The sequence below is a fragment of the Allobosea sp. 47.2.35 genome (assembly GCF_024655635.1).
Classification (GTDB): domain Bacteria; phylum Pseudomonadota; class Alphaproteobacteria; order Rhizobiales; family Beijerinckiaceae; genus Allobosea.
In genome coordinates, this window is the sequence record NZ_JANLGI010000007.1 from 200,092 (window position 1) to 221,068 (window position 20,977).

Genomic DNA, 20,977 nt, shown 5'->3' on the forward strand with positions numbered 1-20,977 from the left:
TGGGAGGGTCAGCTCCGCAGGCCCGGCGCTTCCTGCCCGGTGCGGGCGACGTATTCCGTGTAGCCGCCGCCATAGGCGTGGACCCCGTCGGGCGTCAGTTCCAGCAGTCGGTTGGAGAGCGCGGCGAGGAAATGCCGGTCGTGGCTGACGAAGAGCATCGTGCCCTCGTAGTTCGAGAGCGCGGTGATCAGCATTTCCTTGGTGGCGATGTCCAGATGGTTGGTCGGCTCGTCCAGCACCAGGAAATTCGGTGGATCATAGAGCATCATCGCCATGACGAGCCGCGCCTTCTCGCCGCCCGAGAGCACGCGGCAGCGCTTCTCGACATCGTCGCCGGAGAAGCCGAAGCAGCCGGCGAGCGAGCGCAGCGAACCCTGCCCGGCCTGCGGAAAGCGATCCTCCAGCGCCTCGAAGACGGTGCGCTCGCCGTCGAGCACCTCCATGGCGTGCTGGGCGAAATAGCCGAGCTTGACGCTGGCGCCGATATTGACCGTGCCGGCATCGGGCTCGGTCGTGCCGGTGACGAGCTTCAGCAGCGTCGACTTGCCGGCGCCGTTGACGCCGAGCACGCACCAGCGCTCCTTGCGCTGGATCTGAAAGTTCAGCCCATCATAGATGCTGCGGCTGCCATAGGCCTTGTTCACGTTCTTGATGCTGACGACGTCGTCGCCGGAGCGCGGCGCCGGCTGGAACTCGAAGGCGACACTCTGGCGCCGCCGCGGCGGCTCGACACGCTCGATCTTGTCCAGCTTCTTGACCCGGCTCTGCACTTGCGCGGCATGCGACGCGCGCGCCTTGAAGCGCTCGATGAAGGCGATCTCCTTGGCGAGCATCGCCTGCTGGCGCTCGAACTGCGCCTGCATCTGCTTTTCGGCCAGCGCCCGCTGCTGCTGGTAGAACTCGTAATCGCCGGAATAGCTGGTCAGCGCGCCGCCATCGATCTCGATGATCTTGCCGACGATGCGGTTCATGAACTCGCGGTCATGCGAGGTCATCAGCACGGCGCCGTCATAGTTCTTCAGGAAGGATTCCAGCCAGATCAGGCTTTCGAGGTCGAGATGGTTCGACGGCTCGTCGAGCAGCATCGCGTCCGGTCGCATCAGCAGGATGCGGGCGAGCGCGACGCGCATCTTCCAGCCGCCGGAGAGGCCGCCGACATCACCCTCCATCATCTCCTCGCTGAAGCCCAGCCCTGCGAGCACCTCCCGCGCCCGGCCGTCGAGCGCATAGCCGTCGAGCTCCTCGAAGCGGCCCTGCACCTCGCCATAGCGGGTGATGATCTCCTCCATCTCGTCGGCCCGGTCGGGATCGACCATGGCGGCTTCGAGTTCGGCGAGCTCGGCCGCGACCGTACTGACCGGGCCGGCCCCGTCCATCACCTCGGCGACGGCGCTGCGCCCGGCCATCTCGCCGACATCCTGGCTGAAATAGCCGATGGTGATGCCGCGATCGGTCGAGACGACGCCCTCGTCGGGCGCCTCCTCGCCGGTGATCATTCGGAACAAGGTGGTCTTGCCCGCGCCGTTCGGCCCGACCAGGCCGACCTTCTCGCCCTTCAGGAGCCCTGCCGAGGCCTCGATGAAGACGATCTGCTTTCCGTTCTGCTTGCTGATGTTCTCGAGGCGGATCATGGAAATGGGGAACCTTGGAGGAATGCTCCCGCGGCACTAAGCCATCGGGGCGTATCGGGAAAGCTCGGGAAGGTTGGTATCAGGCCGAGATGACGGCGCTGCGGGCATTGGCCGCGCTGAGGAGGTCGGCAGGTGCGAGCGCGATCTGCAGGCCGCGCTGGCCACCATTGACATAGACCAGCGCCTCGGAAGAAGCCGGCTCGTCCACGATTGTCGGCAATTTGCGCTTCTGCCCGAAGGGGCTGACCCCGCCGACCTTGTAGCCGGTCAGGCGCTCGGCATCCGGCACCGGCATCATCGCCGCAGTCTTCCCACCAAAGGCAGCCGCGACCTTCTTCATGCTGGCCTCGCGGTCGGAGGCGAGCACGATGCAGACCGGCTTGCCGTCGACCTGCGCGATCAATGTCTTGAGCACGCGCTGGGGCGGCTCGCCCAGAGCTTCCGCCGCCTGCAACCCGACGCGCTCGGCATTCGGATCGTACGCATAGCTGTGCAGCTCGAAACGGATTTCAAGCTGCTTCAGCGCCAGCGTGGCGGGGGTCGTCTGGGCCATCGTCCGGACGTCGCGGCGATCAGATGTCGACCGTCGCGTTCAGCGCGTTGGTCTGGATGAACTCGCGCCGCGGCTCGACGACATCGCCCATCAGCTTGACGAAGAGGTCGTCGGCCTCGTCGTTCTGGTCGTTCTTGACGCGCAAGAGCGAGCGCACGTCGCGGTCGAGCGTGGTTTCCCAGAGCTGGTCGGGATTCATCTCGCCCAGGCCTTTGTAGCGCTGCAGCGAGACGCCCTTCTTGCCGATGGTCGAGACCGCGTCGAACAGGTCGCTCGGGCCGTTGACGGTGAAGTCGTCGCCCTTGCGCGCGAGCACGCCGGGCTTGGCATAGGCTTCCTGAAGCGAGGCCGCTGCCGCGTGGAGCTTGCGGGCCTCGGCGCTGGCGAGCAGGCCGGCATCGATCGTCGCGGCCTGCTTCACGCCGCGGATCATCCGCGAGAAGACGAAACCGCCCTCGCTGACCTTGCCCTCCCAGCCGCGCTCCAGATCGTCCGAGATCGCGTCGAGCCGGCGCGCGACATAAGCGGCCGCCTCGTTCGCCTTGGCCTCGTCATCCTCGCTGACCGGGTGCAGCACGCCGGCGATCGCCATCTGCTCGACGACGCGGCGGTCATAGCGCGAATGGAGCTGCGCCAGCGCGTTGCGGACGTTGCGGGCTTCCTCGATCAGGGCGCGCAGGTCGGCGCCACCACGCTCGACGCCCTCGCTGGTGCGGAAGGTCGCGCCGTCCACCGTCGAGTCGACCAGATATTCCTCCAGCGCCCGCTCGTCCTTGAGATAGACATGGCTCTTGCCGCGTGCCGCCTTGTAGAGCGGCGGCTGGGCGATGAAGAGATGGCCGGCGTCGATCAGCTCCGGCATCTGCCGGTAGAAGAAGGTCAAGAGCAGGGTGCGGATATGGGCGCCGTCGACGTCGGCGTCGGTCATGATGATGATCTTGTGGTAGCGCAGCTTGGCGAGGTTGAAGCCGCCCTGATCGGCCTCCGCCCGGCCGATTCCAGCGCCGAGCGCGGTGATCAGCGTGCCCACCTGATCCGACGAGAGCATCTTGTCGAAGCGTGCCCGCTCGACGTTCAGGATCTTGCCGCGCAGCGGCAGCACGGCCTGGTATTCGCGGGCGCGGCCCTGCTTGGCGGAGCCACCGGCCGAGTCACCCTCGACGATGAAGAGTTCGGACTTGGCGGGATCGCGCTCCTGGCAGTCAGCCAGTTTGCCCGGGAGTGACGCGATATCCAGCGCGCCCTTGCGGCGGGTGAGGTCACGCGCCTTGCGGGCGGCCTCGCGGGCGGCGGCGGCTTCCGCTACCTTGCCGACGATGGTCTTGGCCTCGCCCGGATGCTCCTCCAGCCACTCCGAGAGAGCCTGGTTGACGACGTTCTCGACGACCGGGCGGACTTCCGAGGAGACCAGCTTGTCCTTGGTCTGCGAGGAGAATTTCGGATCGGGCACCTTGACCGAGACGATCGCGGTCAGGCCCTCGCGGCAATCGTCGCCGGTGAGCGAGACCTTCTCCTTCTTGGAGATGCCGGAGCTTTCGGCATAGCCGGTGATCTGGCGCGTCAGCGCGGCGCGGAAGCCGGCGAGATGGGTGCCGCCATCGCGCTGCGGGATGTTGTTGGTGAAGCAGAGCACGTTCTCGTGGTAGCTGTCGTTCCACCACAGCGCGACATCGACGGTGATGCCGTCCTTCTCCGAGGTCAGCATGATCGGCTTCTCGATCACGGCCGACTTGGCGCGGTCGAGATAGCGCACGAAGGCCTCGACGCCGCCATCGTACATCAGCTCTTCGCGGACGATCTCGGCATGGCGCGCATCGGTCAGGACGATGCGCACGCCCGAGTTCAGGAAGGCGAGCTCACGCAGGCGGTGCTCCAGCGTCTTGTAGTCGAACTCCACCATGGTGAAGGTCTCCTGCGAGGGCAGGAAGGTCACCTCGGTGCCGCGCTTGTCGCCCTGCGGGCCGACGACGGCGAGCGGGGCCACCGCGTCGCCATGGCGGAATTCCATGTAGTGCTCGCTGCCGCCGCGCCAGATTCGCAGCTTGAGCGAGACCGAGAGCGCGTTGACGACGGAGACGCCGACGCCGTGCAGGCCGCCCGAGACCTTGTAGGAGTTCTGGTCGAACTTACCGCCGGCATGGAGTTGGGTCATGATGACCTCGGCCGCCGAGATGCCTTCCTCGCTGTGGATATCGGTGGGGATACCGCGCCCGTTGTCGCTGACGGTTACCGATCCATCGGCATTCAGCGTCACCGTGACGAGGTCGGCATGCCCTGCGAGCGCCTCGTCGATGGCGTTGTCGACGACCTCGTAGACCATGTGGTGCAGGCCGGAGCCGTCATCGGTGTCGCCGATATACATGCCGGGCCGCTTGCGCACCGCGTCCAGGCCCTTGAGAACCTTGATGGAATCGGCGCCGTAGTCGTCGGGCTGGGCGCTGAGGGCGGCATCGGTCATGAAGTGGTTCCTGAGCGGGCGAGCGAGCGCCCGCGATGATCCTGATTCGAAACGACAATATAGGGTGTGACGATGGCTTTTTCACGCGCCTACGCGTGCGTGCGCGTAGAGAGGCCAACGCGGCGGCAAATTCGCGTCGATTGTCAGCCCCTGAATTCCGAGATCGCCTCGACGAAGGCCTCGCCGTATTGCGCGAGCTTGCGCTCGCCGACGCCCTCGATCGCCCGCATCTCGTCGAGGCCCAGCGGCCGCTCGCGCGCCATCGCGATCAGCGTCCGGTCGGTGAAGATGATATAGGCCGCGACGCCCTCCTCGCGGGCGATCTGCAGCCTGAGCTTGCGCAGATGCTCGAACAGGCCGGCCGTGCCCTCGTCGAGCCCGTCGGCGCGCGCCGCGTCGCGCTCGGAGCGGCGGGAGCGCCGCTCGGCGAAGGGGTCGGCCCGGAGCGCGATGCTCTCGCGCCCGAACAGAATGTCCTCGCCCTTCGGCGTCAGGCAGAAGCCGCCATGCTCGATACTGGCCTCGGCGAGCGCGCCCGCCGCGAAGAGCTTGCGCGTCAGCCCCATCCAGGCGGCCTTGGGTTTGTCCGCACCGACGCCGAAGGTCTTCAGGCCGTCATGGTTCTGGCGGCGGACGACCTCGGTCGTCGTGCCCGTCAGGATATCGGCGAGATGGCCGGCGCCGAAGCGCTCGCCGGAGCGGATCACGGCGGAGAGCAATTTGCGCGCATCGAGCGTGGCGTCCTGCAGGGCCGGCGCCTCGGCGCTGCAGAGATCGCAACGGAACGGCGCATTGCCGTGCCGGCAGGGCGGTGTCTCCTCGCCGAAATAGGCCAGCAGCGCGCTGCGCCGGCAGAGCGCGTTCTCGCAAAGATCGATCATCGCGTTGAGGCGCTTGTGCTCGATGCGCCGACGCTCGTCGTCGATCTGTTTCTCGTCGATCTGGCGGCGCCTGAGCGACATGTCGTCGACACCATAGAGCGTCAGCGTATCCGCCGGCAGGCCATCGCGCCCGGCGCGACCGATCTCCTGGTAATAGCCCTCGATCGAGCCGGGCATATCGGCATGGACGACGAAGCGCACATCGGGCTTGTTGATGCCCATGCCGAAGGCGATGGTGGCGCAGACGACGACCCCGTCCTCCTGCAGGAAGATATCCTGGTTGCGGTTGCGCTGCGTCTGCTCGAGGCCCGCATGATAGGGCAGGGCATTCCAGCCCTTTTCGCTCAGTGCGGTAGCGAGGCGTTCGGTCTTGCTGCGCGAGGAGCAGTAGACGATACCGGAGCCGTTGCGGTGTCGGCGCAGGAAATCGTCGATCTGCCGGCGCGGCTGCTCCTTCGGTGCGAAGGCGAGCTTCAGGTTCGGCCGGTCGAAGGAATGCACCACCATCCGCGGCGGCTGCGGGAACAATTGCTGGGCGATATCGGCCTGGGTCTGCCGGTCGGCGGTCGCCGTCAGCGCCGTGACGGGCACGCCGCCCAGGGCCTCGCGCGTCTTGGCGAGCAGGCGATATTCCGGGCGGAAATCATGGCCCCACTGCGAGACGCAATGCGCCTCGTCGATGGCGAGCCGGTTCACGCCGAGGCGCTTCAGCCGGCCGACCAGCCCCTCGCCGGCCAAGCGCTCGGGCGAGACGAAAAGCAGCCTGAGATCGCCGGAATTCAGGCGGTCCCAGGCTTGCGCCGCCTCGTCCTCCGTATTCATCGAGTTGAGCGAGGCAGCCGAGACGCCGGCTCGGACGAGCTGACCGACCTGATCGCGCATCAGGGCGATCAGCGGCGAGACGACCAGCGTCAGTCCCCCTGAGACCAGTGCCGGGAGCTGGTAGCACATCGACTTGCCGGAGCCGGTCGGCATCACCGCGAAGACGTCCTCGCCATCGAGCGCGGCTGCGATCACCTCCCACTGGCCGGGGCGGAAATCGTCATAGCCCCACACCGATTTGAGGATCGCGCGGGCGTCTGATTCGCGGGATGGCGACATGGACAAGGGATGTGCCGCAGCCGGGCGCGCTTGGCCAGCCTTTCGCCGGATATCCTGTGCCTAGACCTGCACGGCCAGCAGATGAACCACTGCGGTACCCGCGAAAACCGCGGCGATCAGCTTGGACGGCCAGGGCTTGAGGTCGAACCAGATGAATTGCAGCGCGAGTCGCAGGCCCCAGAAGGCAGCGCCCACGAGCGGCAGCACGGGGTGCACGCTGCCTTGCCCGGATAGCCAGATCAGCGTGGCGCCATAGGCGAGGAAGACGAAGATCAGCATCGCGTTGAGCGTCTGCGTGATCGCGGTGTTCAGGCTGCCGGAGGGGGCGAGCCGCTCCGGCCAGCCGAACAGCCGCCGGAACGCGGCATGGAACAGCGCGAAGCCGAGATCGATGAGCCCTGCCGCCAGAGCCAAGGCCGGTCAGCTCCGCGTCGCGATCGCGGCGGCGGCGCCCGCCATCACGCCGCCGGTCATCCGGTTGATCCAGCGCATCGCCCGCGGGCTGGCGACGAGCCGCCGCGCCCGGTCGGCGGCATAGGCATAGGCCATCAGCGTCCCCGTGATGATCGGGGCGATCAGCGCGGCGACCTCGACGAAGGCAAGCGTGCTCATCGCGTTGAGATCGATGACCAGCGGCAGGATCGACAGGAAGAAGACCATGACCTTGGGATTGCCGAGCGTCAGCGCGATGCCGCCTAGGAAGAGACGCATGCCCTCGCCGCGCGCGGCGGCGGACGGCTTCGGCGCCTCGGCCGGAGCCGTCCAGGCCTTGTAGGCGAGATAGAGGAGATAGGCGCAGCCGGCATATTTGATCGCGACGAAGACGCCGTGGAAGCTCTGCATGAGCACGCTGAGGCCCAGCGCCGTAAGCGTGAACCAGACGAGATCGCCCATGACGATGCCGGCGAGGAACGGCAGTGACCGCCGGAAGCCCGAGGACAGCGAGCGCGCGACCAGCGCCGCAATCGCCGGTCCGGGCGAGGCGACGGCGAGGAAATAGACGCCGGCGAACAGGGCAAGGCTGGAAATGTCCATGGAAAGCCTCCGAAACTGCCCATGAGATTAGCAGGAACGCCCGCACCCGTCCTATCGCAAGCCGTGGCCTGACCGATCAATCGAGCGGATCGATCCGCCCCGGCGTGACCGAAAAGCGCTGCGCGCCGGCCGGCAGGTCGCCGAACAGGGCAGCGTCCGCCCCGGTCATCCAGACCTGGCAGCCGAGGCCCGTCAGCCCCTCATAGAGCGCTCCGCGGCGGCGCGGATCGAGATGGGCCGCGATCTCGTCGAGCAGGACGAGCGGCGCGATCCCGCTCATCGCCGCGACCAGCCGCGCATGGGCGAGCACGAGCCCGATCAGCAGGGCCTTCTGCTCGCCGGTCGAGCCCTGGCCTGCCGGTATGTCCTTCGGCCCGTGCCGGACTTCGAGGTCGGAGGCCTGCGGCCCCGTGAGCGTGCGCCCTGCGGCCCGGTCGCGATGGCGGCTCTGGCGCAGCAGGTCGCGATAGGCATCCTCGGCATCGACGGCCGGCAGGCGGGCGACCAGCGCGTCGATCTCGCCGGAGAGCGCGATATCGGCGAAGGGGAAGGGCGAGGCCTCGTCGCGCGTCTCGGCGATGATGGCGGAGAGCCGCGCCACGGTCTCGGCCCGCGCGGCCGCAACCGCGACGCCGAGCTCGGCGACCTCACGCTCGACCGCGTCGAGCCATTGCCCCTGATTGGGGCTCTCCTCCAGGATGCGATTGCGCGAGCGCAGCGCCCGCTCCAGCGCGTTCGAGCGCGTCGCATGGCTCGGGTCGATCGCCAGCACCAGCCGGTCGAGGAAGCGGCGGCGGTCGCCGGCCGCGCCCCGGAACAGGCCATCGAGATCGGGCGTCAGCCAGACCACGCGCAGATAGTCGCTGAAGGCGAGCGCCGAGCCGGCATTGGCGCCGTCGATCCGGGCGAGCCGCGGCCGGCGTCCCTCCGCATCGAGCGGGCCCAGCCCGATGCCGAGCCGGCCCGCCTCGTCGGCGAGCGTGATCGAGGCGGCGAGCGAACCGTCGCCACCTTGCCGCGCCATCGCCGTGATCTCGGCGCGGCGCAGGCCCCGCCCCGGCGTGAACAGCGAGAGTGCTTCGAGGATATTGGTCTTGCCGGCTCCGTTCTCGCCTGCGAGCGCAACGATTTGGCCCTCGATCGGGAGATCGAGGGCCTCGTAGGAACGGAAATCCTGCAGGATCAGGCGCGCGACGGCGGCCATGATCGCCGGATCAGACGCGCATCGGCATCAGCACATAGAGCGCGGAGGCGCCTTCGCGATCCTGGATCACGGTCGGCGAACCGGGATCGGCGAGCTTGAGCAGGGCGGTGTCGCCGTCGAGCTGGGCGGCGATATCCATGAGATAGCGGGCGTTGAAGCCGATATCGAGCGGGCTCGCCTCGTAATCGACCTCGATCTCCTCGGTCGCCGAGCCCGAATCCGGGTTGGTGACGGAGAGCGTCATGCGCCCTTCGGCCATGGAGAGCTTCACGGCGCGGCCGCGCTCGGACGAGATCGTCGAGACACGATCGACCGACGCGGCGAAATCGCCCTTGTCGACGGTCAGGCGCTTGTCGTTGCCGCTCGGGATGACGCGCTGATAGTCCGGGAAGGTGCCGTCGATCAGCTTCGAGGTCAGCACGACGCTGGCCGTGGCGACGCGGATCTTCGAGCCGGACAATTCGACCGCGACCTCGCTCTCGCCGTCCTCCAGCAATTTCTGGATTTCGGACACGGCCTTGCGCGGCACGATCACGCCGGGCATGCCGACCGAGCCCTTCGGCGCGGCGGTGTCGACGCGGGCGAGGCGGTGACCATCGGTTGCGACGGCGCGGAGCACCGGGTGGCCATCGACATCGATCGTGTGGAGATAGATGCCGTTGAGATAGTAGCGCGTCTCCTCGGTGGAGATCGCGAACTGGGTCTTGTCGATCAGGCGCTTGAGCTCGCCGGCCGGCAGCACGAAGCGATGGGCCATCTCGCCGGCGGTGATATCCGGGAAATCGCTCTCGGGCAGGGTCTGGAGCTGGAAGCGCGAGCGGCCCGAGCGCAGCACGAGGCCGCTATCGCCGGTCGTCTCCAGCGAGACCTGGGCGCCGTCAGGCAATTTGCGGACGATGTCGTAGAGGGTATGGGCTGGAACGGTCGTGGCGCCGGGCTCGGCCGCGTCCGCGGGGATCGTCTCCACCACCTCGATATCGAGATCGGTCGCTTTCAGCCGCAGGCCGTTCTCGGAGGCCGAGAGCAGCAGGTTTGACAGGATCGGGATCGTGTTGCGGCGCTCCACCACGCGATGCACGTGGCCGAGCGACTTGAGCAGCGTGGAACGTTCGACCGTGACCTTCATGATTGTCTAGTCTTCTGGCGCTGGCCGCCCACGCGCGAACGCGCGAGCCGAAATGAATGGCCAGCGACATTGCCGGACGCCGGGCGGGGGCGCAAGGCCTGCCCACTCCGGCAACCACAACCATTTGACGGGGGTGGTGAATCCCCGAAGGCCTCACTCCTGCAGCATGCGCTTCAGCAGATCGACCTCGTCATGCAGCGAGCGATCCTCGCTGATGGCCTTCTCGATCTTGCGCACGGCGTGCAGCACGGTCGTGTGGTCGCGCCCGCCGAAGCGGCGGCCGATCTCGGGCAGCGAGCGCGGGGTCAGCGCCTTCGACAGATACATCGCGATCTGGCGCGGCTTCACCACCGCCGCGGTGCGGCGCTCCGAGAGGATGTCGGCGCGGCTGACATTGTAGCGCGTCGCAACCAGCTTCTGGATGTCCTCGATCTTGACGCGGCGCGGCTCGCGCGTCCGGACGAGGTCGCGGATCGCCGCTTCAGCCGTCTCCAGCGTCACGAGCTGGCCCGACAGCGTCGCATGGGCGAGCAGGCGGTTGGCGGCGCCGTCCAAGTCGCGGCCATTGGTCGCGACGACGCGCGAGACATAGGCGACGACATCGGGGCTGACCTGGAAGTTCGGATGGGCGGTCTGCAGCGCATCCAGCCGGCTGGAGAGGATCGTGGCGCGCAGCGTCTCGTCGAGTTCTCCCACTTCGACCACCAGGCCGCCGCCGAGCCGCGAGCGGATGCGCTCGTCGAGCGCCTCGAGCTCACCAGCGAGGCGATCGCCGGCGACGACGATCTGCTTGCCGGCATCGAGCAGCGCGTTGATCGTGTGGCCGAATTCCTGCTGGATCGACTTGCCCTGGATGAACTGCACGTCATCGACGACGAGCAGGTCGATGCCGCGCAGCTTCTCCTTGAAGGCGAGCGCGGTCTGCGACTTCAGGGCGGCGACGAAGCCGTACATGAAGCGGTCGGCGGTGAAATAGGCGACGCGCTTGCCCTGGCGGCGCGCTTCCTGCGCGATCGCCTGCAGCAGATGCGTCTTGCCGAGGCCGACGCCGGCATGGAGATAAAGCGGATTATAGGGGCTCTGGCCCGCCGGCGCGGCGGCGATGCGCTCGGCCGCCGCGAAGGCGAGCTGGTTCGACTTGCCGACGACGAAGCTCTGGAAGCTCATGCGCCGGTCGAGCGCCGTGCCGCAGGCATCGACGAGGTCGCTCTCGCTGGGCTGCGGGCTGCCGGCGACGGCGGGGCGGCCGGCCTCGGTCGGGGCGGGGGCGGCGACAGTCGCGGGGCGGCTGCGCAGGGCCTCGATCTGCGGCTGGGCGGCCGGATCGCGCGATACGGTGCGCACCGAGAGCATCACGCCGTTGGGCGCCGGCAATTCGGCCATGCAGTTCACCCGCAGACGCTCGGTATAATGCGCCTCGAGCCAGCTCTTCAGGAAGCGGGTCGGGACGGTGAGATAGGCCACGCCCTCGACGATCCCCGCGATCTCCAGCCGGCCGAACCAGCTCGAGAAAACGTCCTCGCCCAGCTCTGCCCGCAGGCGGCGGCGCACGCGCTCCCATGCGTCCTGAATCGAAACCTCCTCGATCTGGACGACGGCCGAGTCTTCAGCCGCGATCGTCACAACCACCGACGCCGCCTCGACCGTGTCTCCGAAATCCTGCCGCTCGAACATCAATGGCCCCGTTCTTTGAAAATGCCCGCACTGAGGGTTCGGCGGCCGCTTCCTGACCGTCGTCCCGGTGCTTATGTCTGGTCAAAATGGTTCCGGTCCCGACTGGCGCATGGCGCCACGACGGGCTTCGGTTCCGGTTCTGTTGATTACGCTTGGAAGGCTCGCCGAGGGACGACGCCACCCTTCATCTCGATCAAGAAAGACAAAGGGTCACATCCTCCAACCTCCATGGTCGCGAGCCAAAACGCTGATCATCTCTGGAAATCCCGCGGCGGTCATTGCTGTCCGCCCGGCGATGAGGGGGACCTTACAAGGCGCTCTCGACGGGCTGCAACACCCCTTTCAGCCGGCTTTCGAGACTCGGGCTCGGCCCGGTGTGGCGATGGCTGGGGATGTGCGGCGCAATTGGTTGGGGAACTTAAGATTTTCTTCATGTCGGGCTTTCCGGCAGCACCCGAATCTTTTTTTGCGTCGCCTCGAAAAGCCTGCCGCAGAGTCGCCGCGATTCCGTCGCCCAAAATGCTTTGCCTGCTAAGGTGATGAAAAATCACATCTTTTTATGAGCGGCAGAGTCCGGCCCGAAGGGCGATTTCGCGCCCTGAACGGTGCCTGAGAGTCAAGTCCGCAAGGCCGTGGAAAGCTTGCGAAAATAGCTTGAAAGCAGCTTTGTTTTGTTCCGTCAGAGCCTGTGGCGAGTGCGCCACAGAGGCCATGAAGCCAACGAAAAAGCCCGGCCTTGCGGCCGGGCTTTCGGGTCGTCGAAACGCCTAGAACTTTTGGCTCAGGAAGCCAGCGCACCGATGCGGTGAGCGAGACGCGAGACCTTGCGCGAGGCGGTGTTCTTGTGAACCACGCCCTTCTGCGCGGCGCGCATGATTTCCGGCTGGGCGGCCTTCAGGGCTTCGGCAGCGCTGGCCTTGTCACCGGAGGCGATCGCCTCCTCGACCTTGCGCAGGAAGGTGCGCATCCGCGAGCGGCGCGCCTTGTTGACCTCGGTGCGGCGAGCGATCTTGCGCGTAGCCTTCTTGGCCGACGTCGTATTGGCCATCGAAACGTCCTCGTCTCTTCATCGCGACCGGGCGCCTGGCGTCATTGCCGGCGGGGCTGGCCGCATCCTTGCTGGAAAAACGTGCGCGGCGGCCGTGCTTGCGCGGGCCGCCGCGAATGGTGGGGCTATAGTCGCTTGCCGGGCCGGCGTCAACGCCGGAATCGCGGCAGCCCCGTCGAACTCACGCGGAGGGCGCGATAAAGGCGGCGAAGCCCGCCAGATCGACATTGCCGCCCGACAGAATGACGCCGACGCGCTTGCCTGCGACCGGCACGGCGCCGGTGAAGGCGGCGGCCGCCGCCAGGCACCCGGTCGGCTCGACCACGAGCTTCATCCGCTCGGCGAAGAAGCGCATCGCGTCGACGAGGGCGTCGTCGCTGACCGTGACGATATCCTCGACCTCGCGCTGGATGATCGGGAAGGTCAGGTCGCCGAGGAAGGCGGTCTGCGCCCCGTCAGCGATGGTCTTGGGCACGCCGATCGCGACGATTTCGCCCTTGCGCAGGGATTGCTGGCCATCGTTGCCGGCCTCCGGCTCGACGCCGAAGACGCGGCAGCCCGGGTTCAGCGCCTTGGCTACGAGCGCCGCGCCGGCGAGCAGGCCGCCGCCGCCGAGCGGCACGAGCAGGATGTCGAGCGGGCCGGCATCTTCGATCAATTCCTTGGTCGCGGTACCCTGGCCGGCGATGACGTCAGGATGGTCGTAGGGCGGGATGATCGTCAGCCCGCGCTCGGCCGAGAGCTTGTTGCCGATCTCGAGCCTGTTCTCCTTGTAGCGGTCATAGCGGATGACCTGCCCGCCATAGCCCTCGGTCGCGGCGACCTTCGCGGCCGGAGCATCGTTCGGCATGATGATCGTGGTCGGCACGCCGAGCAGCTGGCCGGCATAGGCGATGGCCTGGGCATGGTTGCCGGAGGAATAGGTGACGACGCCGGCCTTCTTCTGCTCGGGGCTGAGCGAGGCGATCGCATTGTAGCCGCCGCGGAACTTGAAGGCGCCCATGCGCTGCAGGTTCTCGGGCTTGAAGACGAGGCTGGCTTGCGTGCGCCGGTTGGCGGTGGCCGAGCTCATCGCCGGCGTATGATGGGCGATACTCTTGAGCCTGATGGCCGCGGCCTCGACATCGGCATAGGTCGGGAGGGACGGTCCGGTCTGGGCGTTCATCGCGGGAGATCCTGCTGGCGAAAGACGAGGGCTATCTGCCAGCAGGAGTGTCGCTTCATCAAGGCGGTGCCGCTCGACGCCGCCATGCGGCAGGCGATGGCCGGCCGCTCAGCCGTTCTTGAAATCGGGCTTCCGCTTCTCGGCGAAGGCGGACATGCCCTCCTTCTGGTCGAGCGTGGCGAAAAGCGAGGAGAAGACGCGGCGCTCGAAGCGCAGGCCTTCCTGCAGCGTCACCTCGAAGGCGCGCTCGACCGATTCCTTGGCCATCAGCACGGAAGGCAGCGACTTCGCCGCGATCTGCTCGGCCGCCTTCAGCGTCTCGGTGAGGAGATCGGCGAGCGGCACGACGCGGGCGACGAGGCCCGAGCGCTCGGCCTCTTCGGCATTCATCATCCGGCCGGTGAGTATCAGGTCCATCGCCTTGGCCTTGCCGACCGCCTTGGTCAGGCGCTGCGTGCCGCCGGCGCCGGGGATGACGCCGAGATTGATCTCGGGCTGGCCGAATTTGGCATTGTCGGCGGCGATGATGAAATCGCACATCATGGCGAGCTCGCAGCCGCCGCCGAGCGCGAACCCCGCGACCGCCGCGACGATCGGCTTGCGGCGCCGGCCGATCCGGTCCCAGTCCTCAAACTTGTCGTCGAGATAGGTGCCGGGGAAGGTGCGGCTCTGCATCTCCTTGATGTCGGCGCCGGCGGCGAAGGCCTTCTCCGAGCCTGTGAGGACGACGCAGCCGATGCCGTCATCGGTCTCGAAGCCGTCGAGCGCCTGGTTGATCTCGCCGATGAGCTGGCCGTTCAGCGCGTTCAGCGCCTGCGGGCGGTTGAGCGTGATCAGCCCGACCTTGCCCTTCGTCTCGACGAGAATGGTCTCATAAGCCATGGCGGCCTCCCGGATGCTCCTGTGATGGCAGCTTTAGCGGGCGGTGGAGGAGCGGTCCATGCGCGTCGCACGCATCCGCGCATTCGCGCTGCCTCCCCGCCGCCTGCCGTCATGGTCGGGCTCGTCCCGACCATCTCGTGGCGAGTGGCGCGGGAACCGCGGGGAACCCCTCTCCCGTGTGGGAGAGGGGCAGGGGTGAGGGCAGGGCGGAAAACGCTTTAGTCGTGCCTCGGCCGCTGCCGCCGTTAGCCTTGTGCTGCGCTGGTCCAAGGGCCTACACCTCACCCCTGCCCCTCTCCTTACAGGAGAGGGGTTCCGCGCCATGGTTCCCGCACATGAATCGTCGCCCGCCCGCGTCACCGCGTTCGTGCATCAATGAGAGGCAGCGGAGCGCCGCGAGGCGCGGTGGATAGAGAGCCGCTTCCGTTGAGCCAGGATGCGGCGCGGAAGGATTGAGCCACCCTCCGCACGCCCCGTGGCGCTCCGCTTGCCGGCGATTTGAAAGCCACGGGCCGCGCTTATCGGGCTGGGGTTTCTCATGCCCGGCGCGGTCCACGGATCAGTTCGGCTCATCGCCTCGTCACCCGTTCCACGTCCGGCCTCGGATATCCCGAGCCTTCCAGCGAGCTCCTCGCACAGGGGCCGTAGTACCCCCAGGGCGGTGCCCCGCAGCCTCCCGAGTCCGGGGTGCAAACCCGGCCGCAGGGCGCCGCCCCCGCCCCGCCATGCAGCTTGCCTCCGGATGGCCGCCCCTCGGGGTGAGGTGGAGCGAGGATAGGCACAGGTTGCAAGGGCGGGGATTAGTTTTGGGGAATGTCCGCTCTCCAATTGCAGACATCCCCCGGCCAACTAGCTAGGATCGAGAAAAGAGCCGTCGGCGTCTTTCTACGAAGGGAAAATAGCGTGATCGAAATCAAGAATGATCTCGCGCTGTTTGTAAATGAGTGCCTCGCGGCAGCCTCACCGCATCTTAAGTCGGATGAGGGCTCCGCAGCTATTCAAGCCGTAGAATATAGCAATATTGGTGCATTTATCGACGTGAAGGGTGCGGTGCTTGCTCATCCGCTCCAAAATCCTACCCGCACTCTCAGCGCCGGTGCGACGATCGACGATTCCGAAGCTACGATCATGCTCCACTGTGACGACACCGAACTCCATCGAATTGAGATGTACTTCGACGCGGGGCGCAATCTTGAGAGTTGGAATCGTCGCATCGATAGAATGCAGTTCTTGTCTGCGTTCTAGGTAGGTGGCGTCCGCCCCCGACCCCATGCGGACTGCGCGCCCCTAGCGAACCGCCCGCTTCTGACAGCTCTCGCAATAAAACGTCGAGCGCCCCGACTGCACCAACCGCTTCACCAATTGACCGCAGCCCGGCGTGACGCAAACCTCGCCCTCGCGGTCATAGACCTTGAAGCGGTGCTGGAAATAGCCGAGCGAGCCGTCGGCATGGGCGAAGTCGCGCAGCGTCGAGCCGCCAGCCGCGACCGCCTCTTCCAGCACCTCGCGGATGATGCGGGCGAGCTCATGCGCCTTCTCGCGCGGCCGGCCTGTGGGCGTCGCGATCGTGCCGGCTTCCGCTTCCGGGTGGAGCCCGGCACGGAACAAGGCCTCGCAGACATAGATATTGCCGAGGCCCGCCACGAGCCGCTGGTCGAGCAGCGCGGCCTTCAAGGGCGCGAACTTGCCCGCAAAGAGCTTTGCCAGCGTCTCGCCGGAGAGTTCGTTGCCGAGCGGCTCGATCCCCATCCCCGCGAAATGTTTGGATGTCGCGAGTTCGGCCCGCGGCACGAGGTCCATGAAGCCGAAGCGGCGCACGTCGTTATAGGTGACGCGCGCGCCGGTCCCCATCTCGAACACGACATGGTCATGGATCAGATGCCGGCCGATCTCATTATAATAGGAGCCGGGCTCGGTCGGCGGCGTGCCGGGCGCCTCGACGATGAAACGCCCGCTCATGCCCAGATGCATCACGAGCGCCGCGCCGTCGTCGAGATCGGCGATCAGGTATTTCGCTCGCCGCGACAGGGCCTCGATCCGCCGCCCGGTCAGGCGCTCGGTGAAGCGCTCGGGCAGGGGAAAGCGCAGGTTCGGCCGGCGCAGCTCGACGCGCTGGAAGCGCTCGCCCAGCATCGCGGGCTCCAGCCCGCGTCGGACGGTTTCGACCTCGGGTAGCTCCGGCATCCCTGAACTCTCTTGTAAAGCCTGCGTCGAGAGGGCCCGCGACAAGCCCGCCGCCTTTGGCTATTGATCGGCACAAGCGAAGACAAGACAGATTTGCACAAGGCCGGCCCGACCGTGACAGCAGCCTCCGACACCACCCATTTCGGCTTCGAGACGGTGAAGCTTGCCGAGAAGCAGGCGAAGGTCGACGACGTCTTCCACAAGGTCGCCAACCGCTACGACCTGATGAACGACCTGATGTCGGGCGGCCTGCACCGGGCCTGGAAGAGCGCGCTCCTGACCGCGATCAATCCGGCCAAGGACCGGCCCTTCCACCATCTCGATGTCGCCGGCGGCACGGGTGACGTCGCTTTTTCGGTTCTGGAGGCCGGCGGCTCTCAGACCGATGTCACCGTGCTCGACATCAATGCCGACATGCTGCGCGTCGGGCGCGAGCGCGCCGACAAGCGTTTTCCGGAGGATGATCGCATCCGCTTCGTTCAGGGCAATGCCGAGGTGCTCGGCCTGCCCGACAATCATTTCGACTGCTACACCATCGCCTTCGGCATCCGGAACGTGCCGCAGATCGACAAGGCTTTGGCCGAGGCCTGGCGCGTGCTGAAGCGCGGCGGGCGCTTCCTCTGCCTCGAATTCAGCCATGTCGACGTGCCCCTGCTCGACAAGATCTACGAGACCTATTCCTTCAAGGTCATCCCGCCGATGGGCCGCATGGTCACCGGCGAGGCCGAGCCTTACCAGTATCTCGTCGAGTCGATCCGCAAGTTCCCGAAGCCGCAGGCTTTCGCGGGGATGATCGAGGATGCCGGCTTCCGCCGCGCGAAGTTCACAGCCATGACCGGCGGCGTCGTGGCGCTGCATTCCGGCTGGAAGCTGTGATGCTGGCTCAGGCGGCATGATCTCCTCCTTCTTCCACATGCTGCGCGGCGCGCGCGTCGGCTTCGTGCTGGCGCGCGAGGGCGCGCTGGCGCTGGTCGACCCCTCCGTGCTGCCGCCACTGGCGCGCGGCCTGATCCGCGTCGGTCGCCTGATCGAGCGGCGTGGCGCCGGCTCCTCCGCGACGCGGCTCGCGGCGGCGATGACCCGGCTCGGCCCGTCCTATGTGAAGTTCGGCCAGTTCCTGGCGACGCGGCCCGATGTCGTCGGCATGAAGATCGCGCAGGACCTCTCCGCCCTGCAGGACCGGATGCCGGCCTTCCCGATGGCCGAGGCCCGCGCCATCGTCGAAGCAGCCCATGGCGTGAAGCTGGAGACGCTGTTTCCCGAATTCAGCGAGCCGGTCGCCGCCGCCTCGATCGCCCAGGTTCATCGCGCCCGCTTGAAGGATGGCCGCGAGGTCGCGGTGAAGATCCTGCGTCCCGGCATCCGCGACCGCTTCAACCGCGATCTCGCCGCGATGCGCTTCGGTGCCGAAATGGCCGAGGCGCGTTCTCCCGAGGCGCGGCGCCTGCGCTTCACCGGCGTGGTCGAGACCCTGGCGCGCTCGGTCGCGATGGAGATGGACCTGCGGCTCGAAGCCGCCGCGCTGTCCGAATTCGCCGAGAATACCAAGGACGACGCCGACTTCCGTGTGCCGGAGCCGGATTGGCAGCTCACGGCGCGGGAGATGCTGGTCGACGAATGGATCGACGGCGTCCGCCTTTCCGATGTCGAGGGCCTGCGCGCTGCCGGCCATGATCTGCCGGAACTGGCCCGCAAGATCATCCAGTCCTTCCTGAAGCACGCGATCCGCGACGGCTTCTTCCATGCCGACATGCATCCCGGCAATCTCTTCGTCGACGCGGAGGGGCGTCTCGTCGCGGTCGATGGCGGCATCATGGGTAGGCTCGGCCTGAAGGAGCGACGCTTCCTCGCCGAAATCCTGCTCGGCTTCATCACCCGCGATTATCGCCGCGTGGCGGAAGTACATTTCGAGGCGGGCTATGTCCCGGCCCATCACGATGTCGAGGATTTCGCCCAGGCGATCCGCGCCGTCGGCGAGCCGATCCATGACAAGCGCGCCGACCAGATCTCGATGGCCAAGGTCCTGACCCTGCTCTTCGAGATCACCGGCATGTTCGACATGGCGACCCGCACCGAGCTCGTGATGCTCCAGAAGACCATGGTGGTGGTCGAGGGCGTCGCCCGCTCGCTCGACCCGCATCTCGACATGTGGGGCACGGCCGATCCGGTGGTGCGGAGCTGGATCACCGAGAATCTGGGTCCCCTCGGCAAGCTGGCGGATGCCGGCCGCGGCGCCCGTTCCTTGCTCGGCTCGCTCGCGACCCTGCCCGACACGGTCATCCGGGCCGAGCGCGTGCTCGGCCAACTCGAGGACGCCTCGCGCCACGGCTTCTCGCTCGACGAACGCAGCGTCGAGGCGATCGGCCGGGCCGAGGCCCGGCGCAACCGCTGGGGCAATATCGCGCTCTGGGTGATCGCGGGGCTGTTGGCCTACGGCGTTTTCGGCTGAGGCCAGCGCTTACCGGAACGGCGGCTCGTCAAAGCTCCTGAGCTTGCGCGAATGGATCGCCGAGCCGGTGACCTTCAGCTTCTCCAGCGCGTCGAGCCCGATCCGCAGATGCTCGCCGACGGCGCGCTCGTAGAAGGCGTTGGCCGCGCCCGGCAGCTTGATCTCGCCGTGCAAGGGCTTGTCGGAGACGCAGAGCAGCGTGCCGTAGGGCACGCGAAGCCGATAGCCCTGCGCCGCGATCGTGCCGGATTCCATGTCGACTGCGATGGCGCGCGACAGGTTGATGCGCCGCCGCTCCTTGGTCCATTGCAATTCCCAGTTGCGATCGTCCTGGGTCACGACGGTGCCGGTGCGCAGACGCTGCTTCAGCCGGTCGCCCTTTTCGCCGGTGATGTCGGCGGCGGCCTGCTGGAGCGCGACCTGCACCTCGGCCAGCGCCGGAATCGGAATATCCGGCGGCACGAGATCGTCAAGGATGCGATCCTGCCGGAGATAGGCATGGGCCAGCACATAGTCGCCGATGATCTGGGTCTGGCGCAGGCCCCCGCAATGGCCGACCATCAGCCAGCAATTCGGCCGGAGCACCGCGAGATGGTCGGTGATGTTCTTCGCGTTGGAGGGGCCGACGCCGATATTGACCAGCGTCACGCCCTCGCCGCCCTTCCGGATCAGGTGATAGGCCGGCATCTGGAAGCGGTGCCAGGGCGCCGACATCACCCGCTCGGCCGCCGAGACGTCGATCCCGTCCTTGTCGATGCGGATGCCGCCCGGCGCGACCAGGGCCTCGGCCGTGCCCGCCTCGATCTCGGCGAGGCCGAGCCGGACGAACTGGTCGACATAGCGATGGTAGTTGGTCAAGAGCACCCAGGGCTGCACTGCCCGCCAGTCGGTGCCGGTGTAATGCACCAGCCGGCGCAGTGAGTAATCGACACGGACCGCGTCGAAGAGTGAAAGCGGACGCGGCTCGCCCTCGATCAGCTCGTAGGTGCCATCCGCGATCTCGTCGCCGACCAGCGCCAGCAGCGGTGTCGGGAAATAGCGCGCGAGCTCGGCGGCAGTGATCTTGCCGCGCCCCAGTTCGTCGCCGCCTTCGAGCGCGTAAGGGTAGGGGATTTCCTGCGTGCTGACGCCGGTCTCGATCGTCGCGCCATATTCGGCGACGAGCGGCTTGAGCTGGTCGAGCAGATAGGCGCGGAACTCGGCCGGCTGGGTCACCGTGGTCGAATAGATGCCGGGCACCGCGAACTTGGCGTAGCCGCGCCGCGTCGCCGCCGGCAGCTTCGAGGGCTCATAGGTCACGCGCAGCATCGGGTAGCGATAGCGCTCCCGGTCCTCGGGCGTCGGCGCCTCGCCGGTGTCGAAGAAGCGCTGCAGGTCGCTGCGCAAGGCCGAGCGCGCCTCGTCATAGAGCCGTTCGAGCCGGTCCACGGCGGCTTCCGGTGTCGCTGCGGTCTCGAAGCTCATGAACCCTCCTCATTCTCTCTCCGGTTCTAGCCGCGTGTCCGCGCTCCTGACAACAACCGGCGGTGGTTCGCGCCAGCTTGCGGCCCAGCCCGGTTGACAGGCAGGAGGAATGCGATTAGTAA

General features: G+C 67.0%; 17 protein-coding genes. 3 read left to right on the forward strand and 14 right to left on the reverse strand.

What is annotated here, in order from left to right; genetic code table 11:
* Positions 1–8: 8 nt before the first annotated feature.
* From NUV79_RS11615 to NUV79_RS11670, 12 genes are all read right to left on the reverse strand, one after another.
* Positions 9–1,631, reverse strand: a complete 1,623-nt coding sequence (locus NUV79_RS11615; protein ID WP_257733237.1) for an ABC-F family ATP-binding cassette domain-containing protein — start codon at positions 1,629–1,631, stop codon at positions 9–11.
* 79 nt (positions 1,632–1,710) lie between these two features.
* A complete protein-coding gene (gene ybaK / locus NUV79_RS11620; protein WP_257733238.1) occupies positions 1,711–2,184 on the reverse strand; it encodes a Cys-tRNA(Pro) deacylase in 474 nt (157 codons plus the stop codon).
* 19 nt (positions 2,185–2,203) lie between these two features.
* Positions 2,204–4,642, reverse strand: coding sequence for a DNA topoisomerase (ATP-hydrolyzing) subunit B (gene gyrB / locus NUV79_RS11625; RefSeq protein ID WP_257733239.1), 2,439 nt, complete (start codon positions 4,640–4,642; stop codon positions 2,204–2,206).
* A gap of 143 nt (positions 4,643–4,785) precedes the next feature.
* Complete coding sequence (gene recQ / locus NUV79_RS11630; protein ID WP_257733240.1) at positions 4,786–6,624, reverse strand: DNA helicase RecQ; 1,839 nt, start codon at positions 6,622–6,624, stop codon at positions 4,786–4,788.
* 60 nt (positions 6,625–6,684) lie between these two features.
* Positions 6,685–7,038 carry a hypothetical protein gene (locus NUV79_RS11635; RefSeq protein WP_257733241.1) on the reverse strand — a complete coding sequence of 118 codons (354 nt, stop codon included), beginning with the start codon at positions 7,036–7,038 and terminating at the stop codon, positions 6,685–6,687.
* 6 nt (positions 7,039–7,044) lie between these two features.
* Positions 7,045–7,659 carry a LysE family translocator gene (locus NUV79_RS11640; RefSeq protein WP_257733242.1) on the reverse strand — a complete coding sequence of 205 codons (615 nt, stop codon included), beginning with the start codon at positions 7,657–7,659 and terminating at the stop codon, positions 7,045–7,047.
* A gap of 76 nt (positions 7,660–7,735) precedes the next feature.
* A complete protein-coding gene (recF, locus tag NUV79_RS11645; RefSeq protein WP_257733243.1) occupies positions 7,736–8,863 on the reverse strand; it encodes a DNA replication/repair protein RecF in 1,128 nt (375 codons plus the stop codon).
* Between the two features lie 10 nt (positions 8,864–8,873).
* Positions 8,874–9,989, reverse strand: coding sequence for a DNA polymerase III subunit beta (dnaN, locus tag NUV79_RS11650; protein WP_257733244.1), 1,116 nt, complete (start codon positions 9,987–9,989; stop codon positions 8,874–8,876).
* Between the two features lie 153 nt (positions 9,990–10,142).
* Positions 10,143–11,663 carry a chromosomal replication initiator protein DnaA gene (gene dnaA / locus NUV79_RS11655; protein WP_257733245.1) on the reverse strand — a complete coding sequence of 507 codons (1,521 nt, stop codon included), beginning with the start codon at positions 11,661–11,663 and terminating at the stop codon, positions 10,143–10,145.
* Positions 11,664–12,444: 781 nt separating this feature from the next.
* Complete coding sequence (gene rpsT, locus NUV79_RS11660; protein ID WP_061970750.1) at positions 12,445–12,711, reverse strand: 30S ribosomal protein S20; 267 nt, start codon at positions 12,709–12,711, stop codon at positions 12,445–12,447.
* A 181-nt stretch (positions 12,712–12,892) separates the two neighbouring features.
* On the reverse strand, positions 12,893–13,876 hold the full coding sequence (locus NUV79_RS11665) for a threo-3-hydroxy-L-aspartate ammonia-lyase (RefSeq protein WP_257733246.1): 984 nt from the start codon (positions 13,874–13,876) through the stop codon (positions 12,893–12,895).
* Between the two features lie 108 nt (positions 13,877–13,984).
* A complete protein-coding gene (locus tag NUV79_RS11670) occupies positions 13,985–14,758 on the reverse strand; it encodes an enoyl-CoA hydratase (RefSeq protein WP_257733247.1) in 774 nt (257 codons plus the stop codon).
* 903 nt (positions 14,759–15,661) lie between these two features.
* On the opposite strand from NUV79_RS11670, the gene NUV79_RS11675 reads away from it, so the two are divergent.
* A complete protein-coding gene (locus NUV79_RS11675; RefSeq protein ID WP_257733248.1) occupies positions 15,662–16,003 on the forward strand; it encodes a hypothetical protein in 342 nt (113 codons plus the stop codon).
* Between the two features lie 42 nt (positions 16,004–16,045).
* On the opposite strand, the gene mutM is transcribed toward NUV79_RS11675, so the two are convergent.
* Positions 16,046–16,942 (reverse strand): bifunctional DNA-formamidopyrimidine glycosylase/DNA-(apurinic or apyrimidinic site) lyase, encoded by an 897-nt coding sequence (gene mutM, locus NUV79_RS11680; protein ID WP_257733249.1) that lies wholly within the window; start codon positions 16,940–16,942, stop codon positions 16,046–16,048.
* Positions 16,943–17,056: 114 nt separating this feature from the next.
* Between mutM and ubiE the strand changes: the two genes are divergently transcribed.
* Together ubiE and ubiB are read left to right on the forward strand one after the other, a co-directional pair.
* Entirely contained in the window at positions 17,057–17,818 is a 762-nt protein-coding gene (ubiE, locus tag NUV79_RS11685; protein ID WP_257733250.1) for a bifunctional demethylmenaquinone methyltransferase/2-methoxy-6-polyprenyl-1,4-benzoquinol methylase UbiE, read from the forward strand.
* Positions 17,819–17,834: 16 nt separating this feature from the next.
* Complete coding sequence (ubiB, locus tag NUV79_RS11690) at positions 17,835–19,391, forward strand: 2-polyprenylphenol 6-hydroxylase (protein ID WP_257733251.1); 1,557 nt, start codon at positions 17,835–17,837, stop codon at positions 19,389–19,391.
* 9 nt (positions 19,392–19,400) lie between these two features.
* Here the strand turns inward: ubiB and NUV79_RS11695 are convergent, their stop codons facing one another.
* Complete coding sequence (locus tag NUV79_RS11695) at positions 19,401–20,855, reverse strand: AMP nucleosidase (protein ID WP_257733252.1); 1,455 nt, start codon at positions 20,853–20,855, stop codon at positions 19,401–19,403.
* Between the last annotated feature and the right edge of the window lie 122 nt (positions 20,856–20,977).

What these genes read in the sequence shown, in the direction of transcription:
- NUV79_RS11615 (WP_257733237.1), bottom strand. Translation starts at nt 1,631, where the DNA reads ATGATCCGCCTCGAGAACATCAGCAAGCAGAACGGAAAGCAGATCGTC.
- ybaK (WP_257733238.1), bottom strand. Translation starts at nt 2,184, where the DNA reads ATGGCCCAGACGACCCCCGCCACGCTGGCGCTGAAGCAGCTTGAAATC.
- gyrB (WP_257733239.1), bottom strand. Translation starts at nt 4,642, where the DNA reads ATGACCGATGCCGCCCTCAGCGCCCAGCCCGACGACTACGGCGCCGAT.
- recQ (WP_257733240.1), bottom strand. Translation starts at nt 6,624, where the DNA reads ATGTCGCCATCCCGCGAATCAGACGCCCGCGCGATCCTCAAATCGGTG.
- NUV79_RS11640 (WP_257733242.1), bottom strand. Translation starts at nt 7,659, where the DNA reads ATGGACATTTCCAGCCTTGCCCTGTTCGCCGGCGTCTATTTCCTCGCC.
- recF (WP_257733243.1), bottom strand. Translation starts at nt 8,863, where the DNA reads ATGGCCGCCGTCGCGCGCCTGATCCTGCAGGATTTCCGTTCCTACGAG.
- dnaN (WP_257733244.1), bottom strand. Translation starts at nt 9,989, where the DNA reads ATGAAGGTCACGGTCGAACGTTCCACGCTGCTCAAGTCGCTCGGCCAC.
- dnaA (WP_257733245.1), bottom strand. Translation starts at nt 11,663, where the DNA reads ATGTTCGAGCGGCAGGATTTCGGAGACACGGTCGAGGCGGCGTCGGTG.
- rpsT (WP_061970750.1), bottom strand. Translation starts at nt 12,711, where the DNA reads ATGGCCAATACGACGTCGGCCAAGAAGGCTACGCGCAAGATCGCTCGC.
- NUV79_RS11665 (WP_257733246.1), bottom strand. Translation starts at nt 13,876, where the DNA reads ATGAACGCCCAGACCGGACCGTCCCTCCCGACCTATGCCGATGTCGAG.
- NUV79_RS11670 (WP_257733247.1), bottom strand. Translation starts at nt 14,758, where the DNA reads ATGGCTTATGAGACCATTCTCGTCGAGACGAAGGGCAAGGTCGGGCTG.
- mutM (WP_257733249.1), bottom strand. Translation starts at nt 16,942, where the DNA reads ATGCCGGAGCTACCCGAGGTCGAAACCGTCCGACGCGGGCTGGAGCCC.
- ubiB (WP_257733251.1), top strand. Translation starts at nt 17,835, where the DNA reads ATGATCTCCTCCTTCTTCCACATGCTGCGCGGCGCGCGCGTCGGCTTC.
- NUV79_RS11695 (WP_257733252.1), bottom strand. Translation starts at nt 20,855, where the DNA reads ATGAGCTTCGAGACCGCAGCGACACCGGAAGCCGCCGTGGACCGGCTC.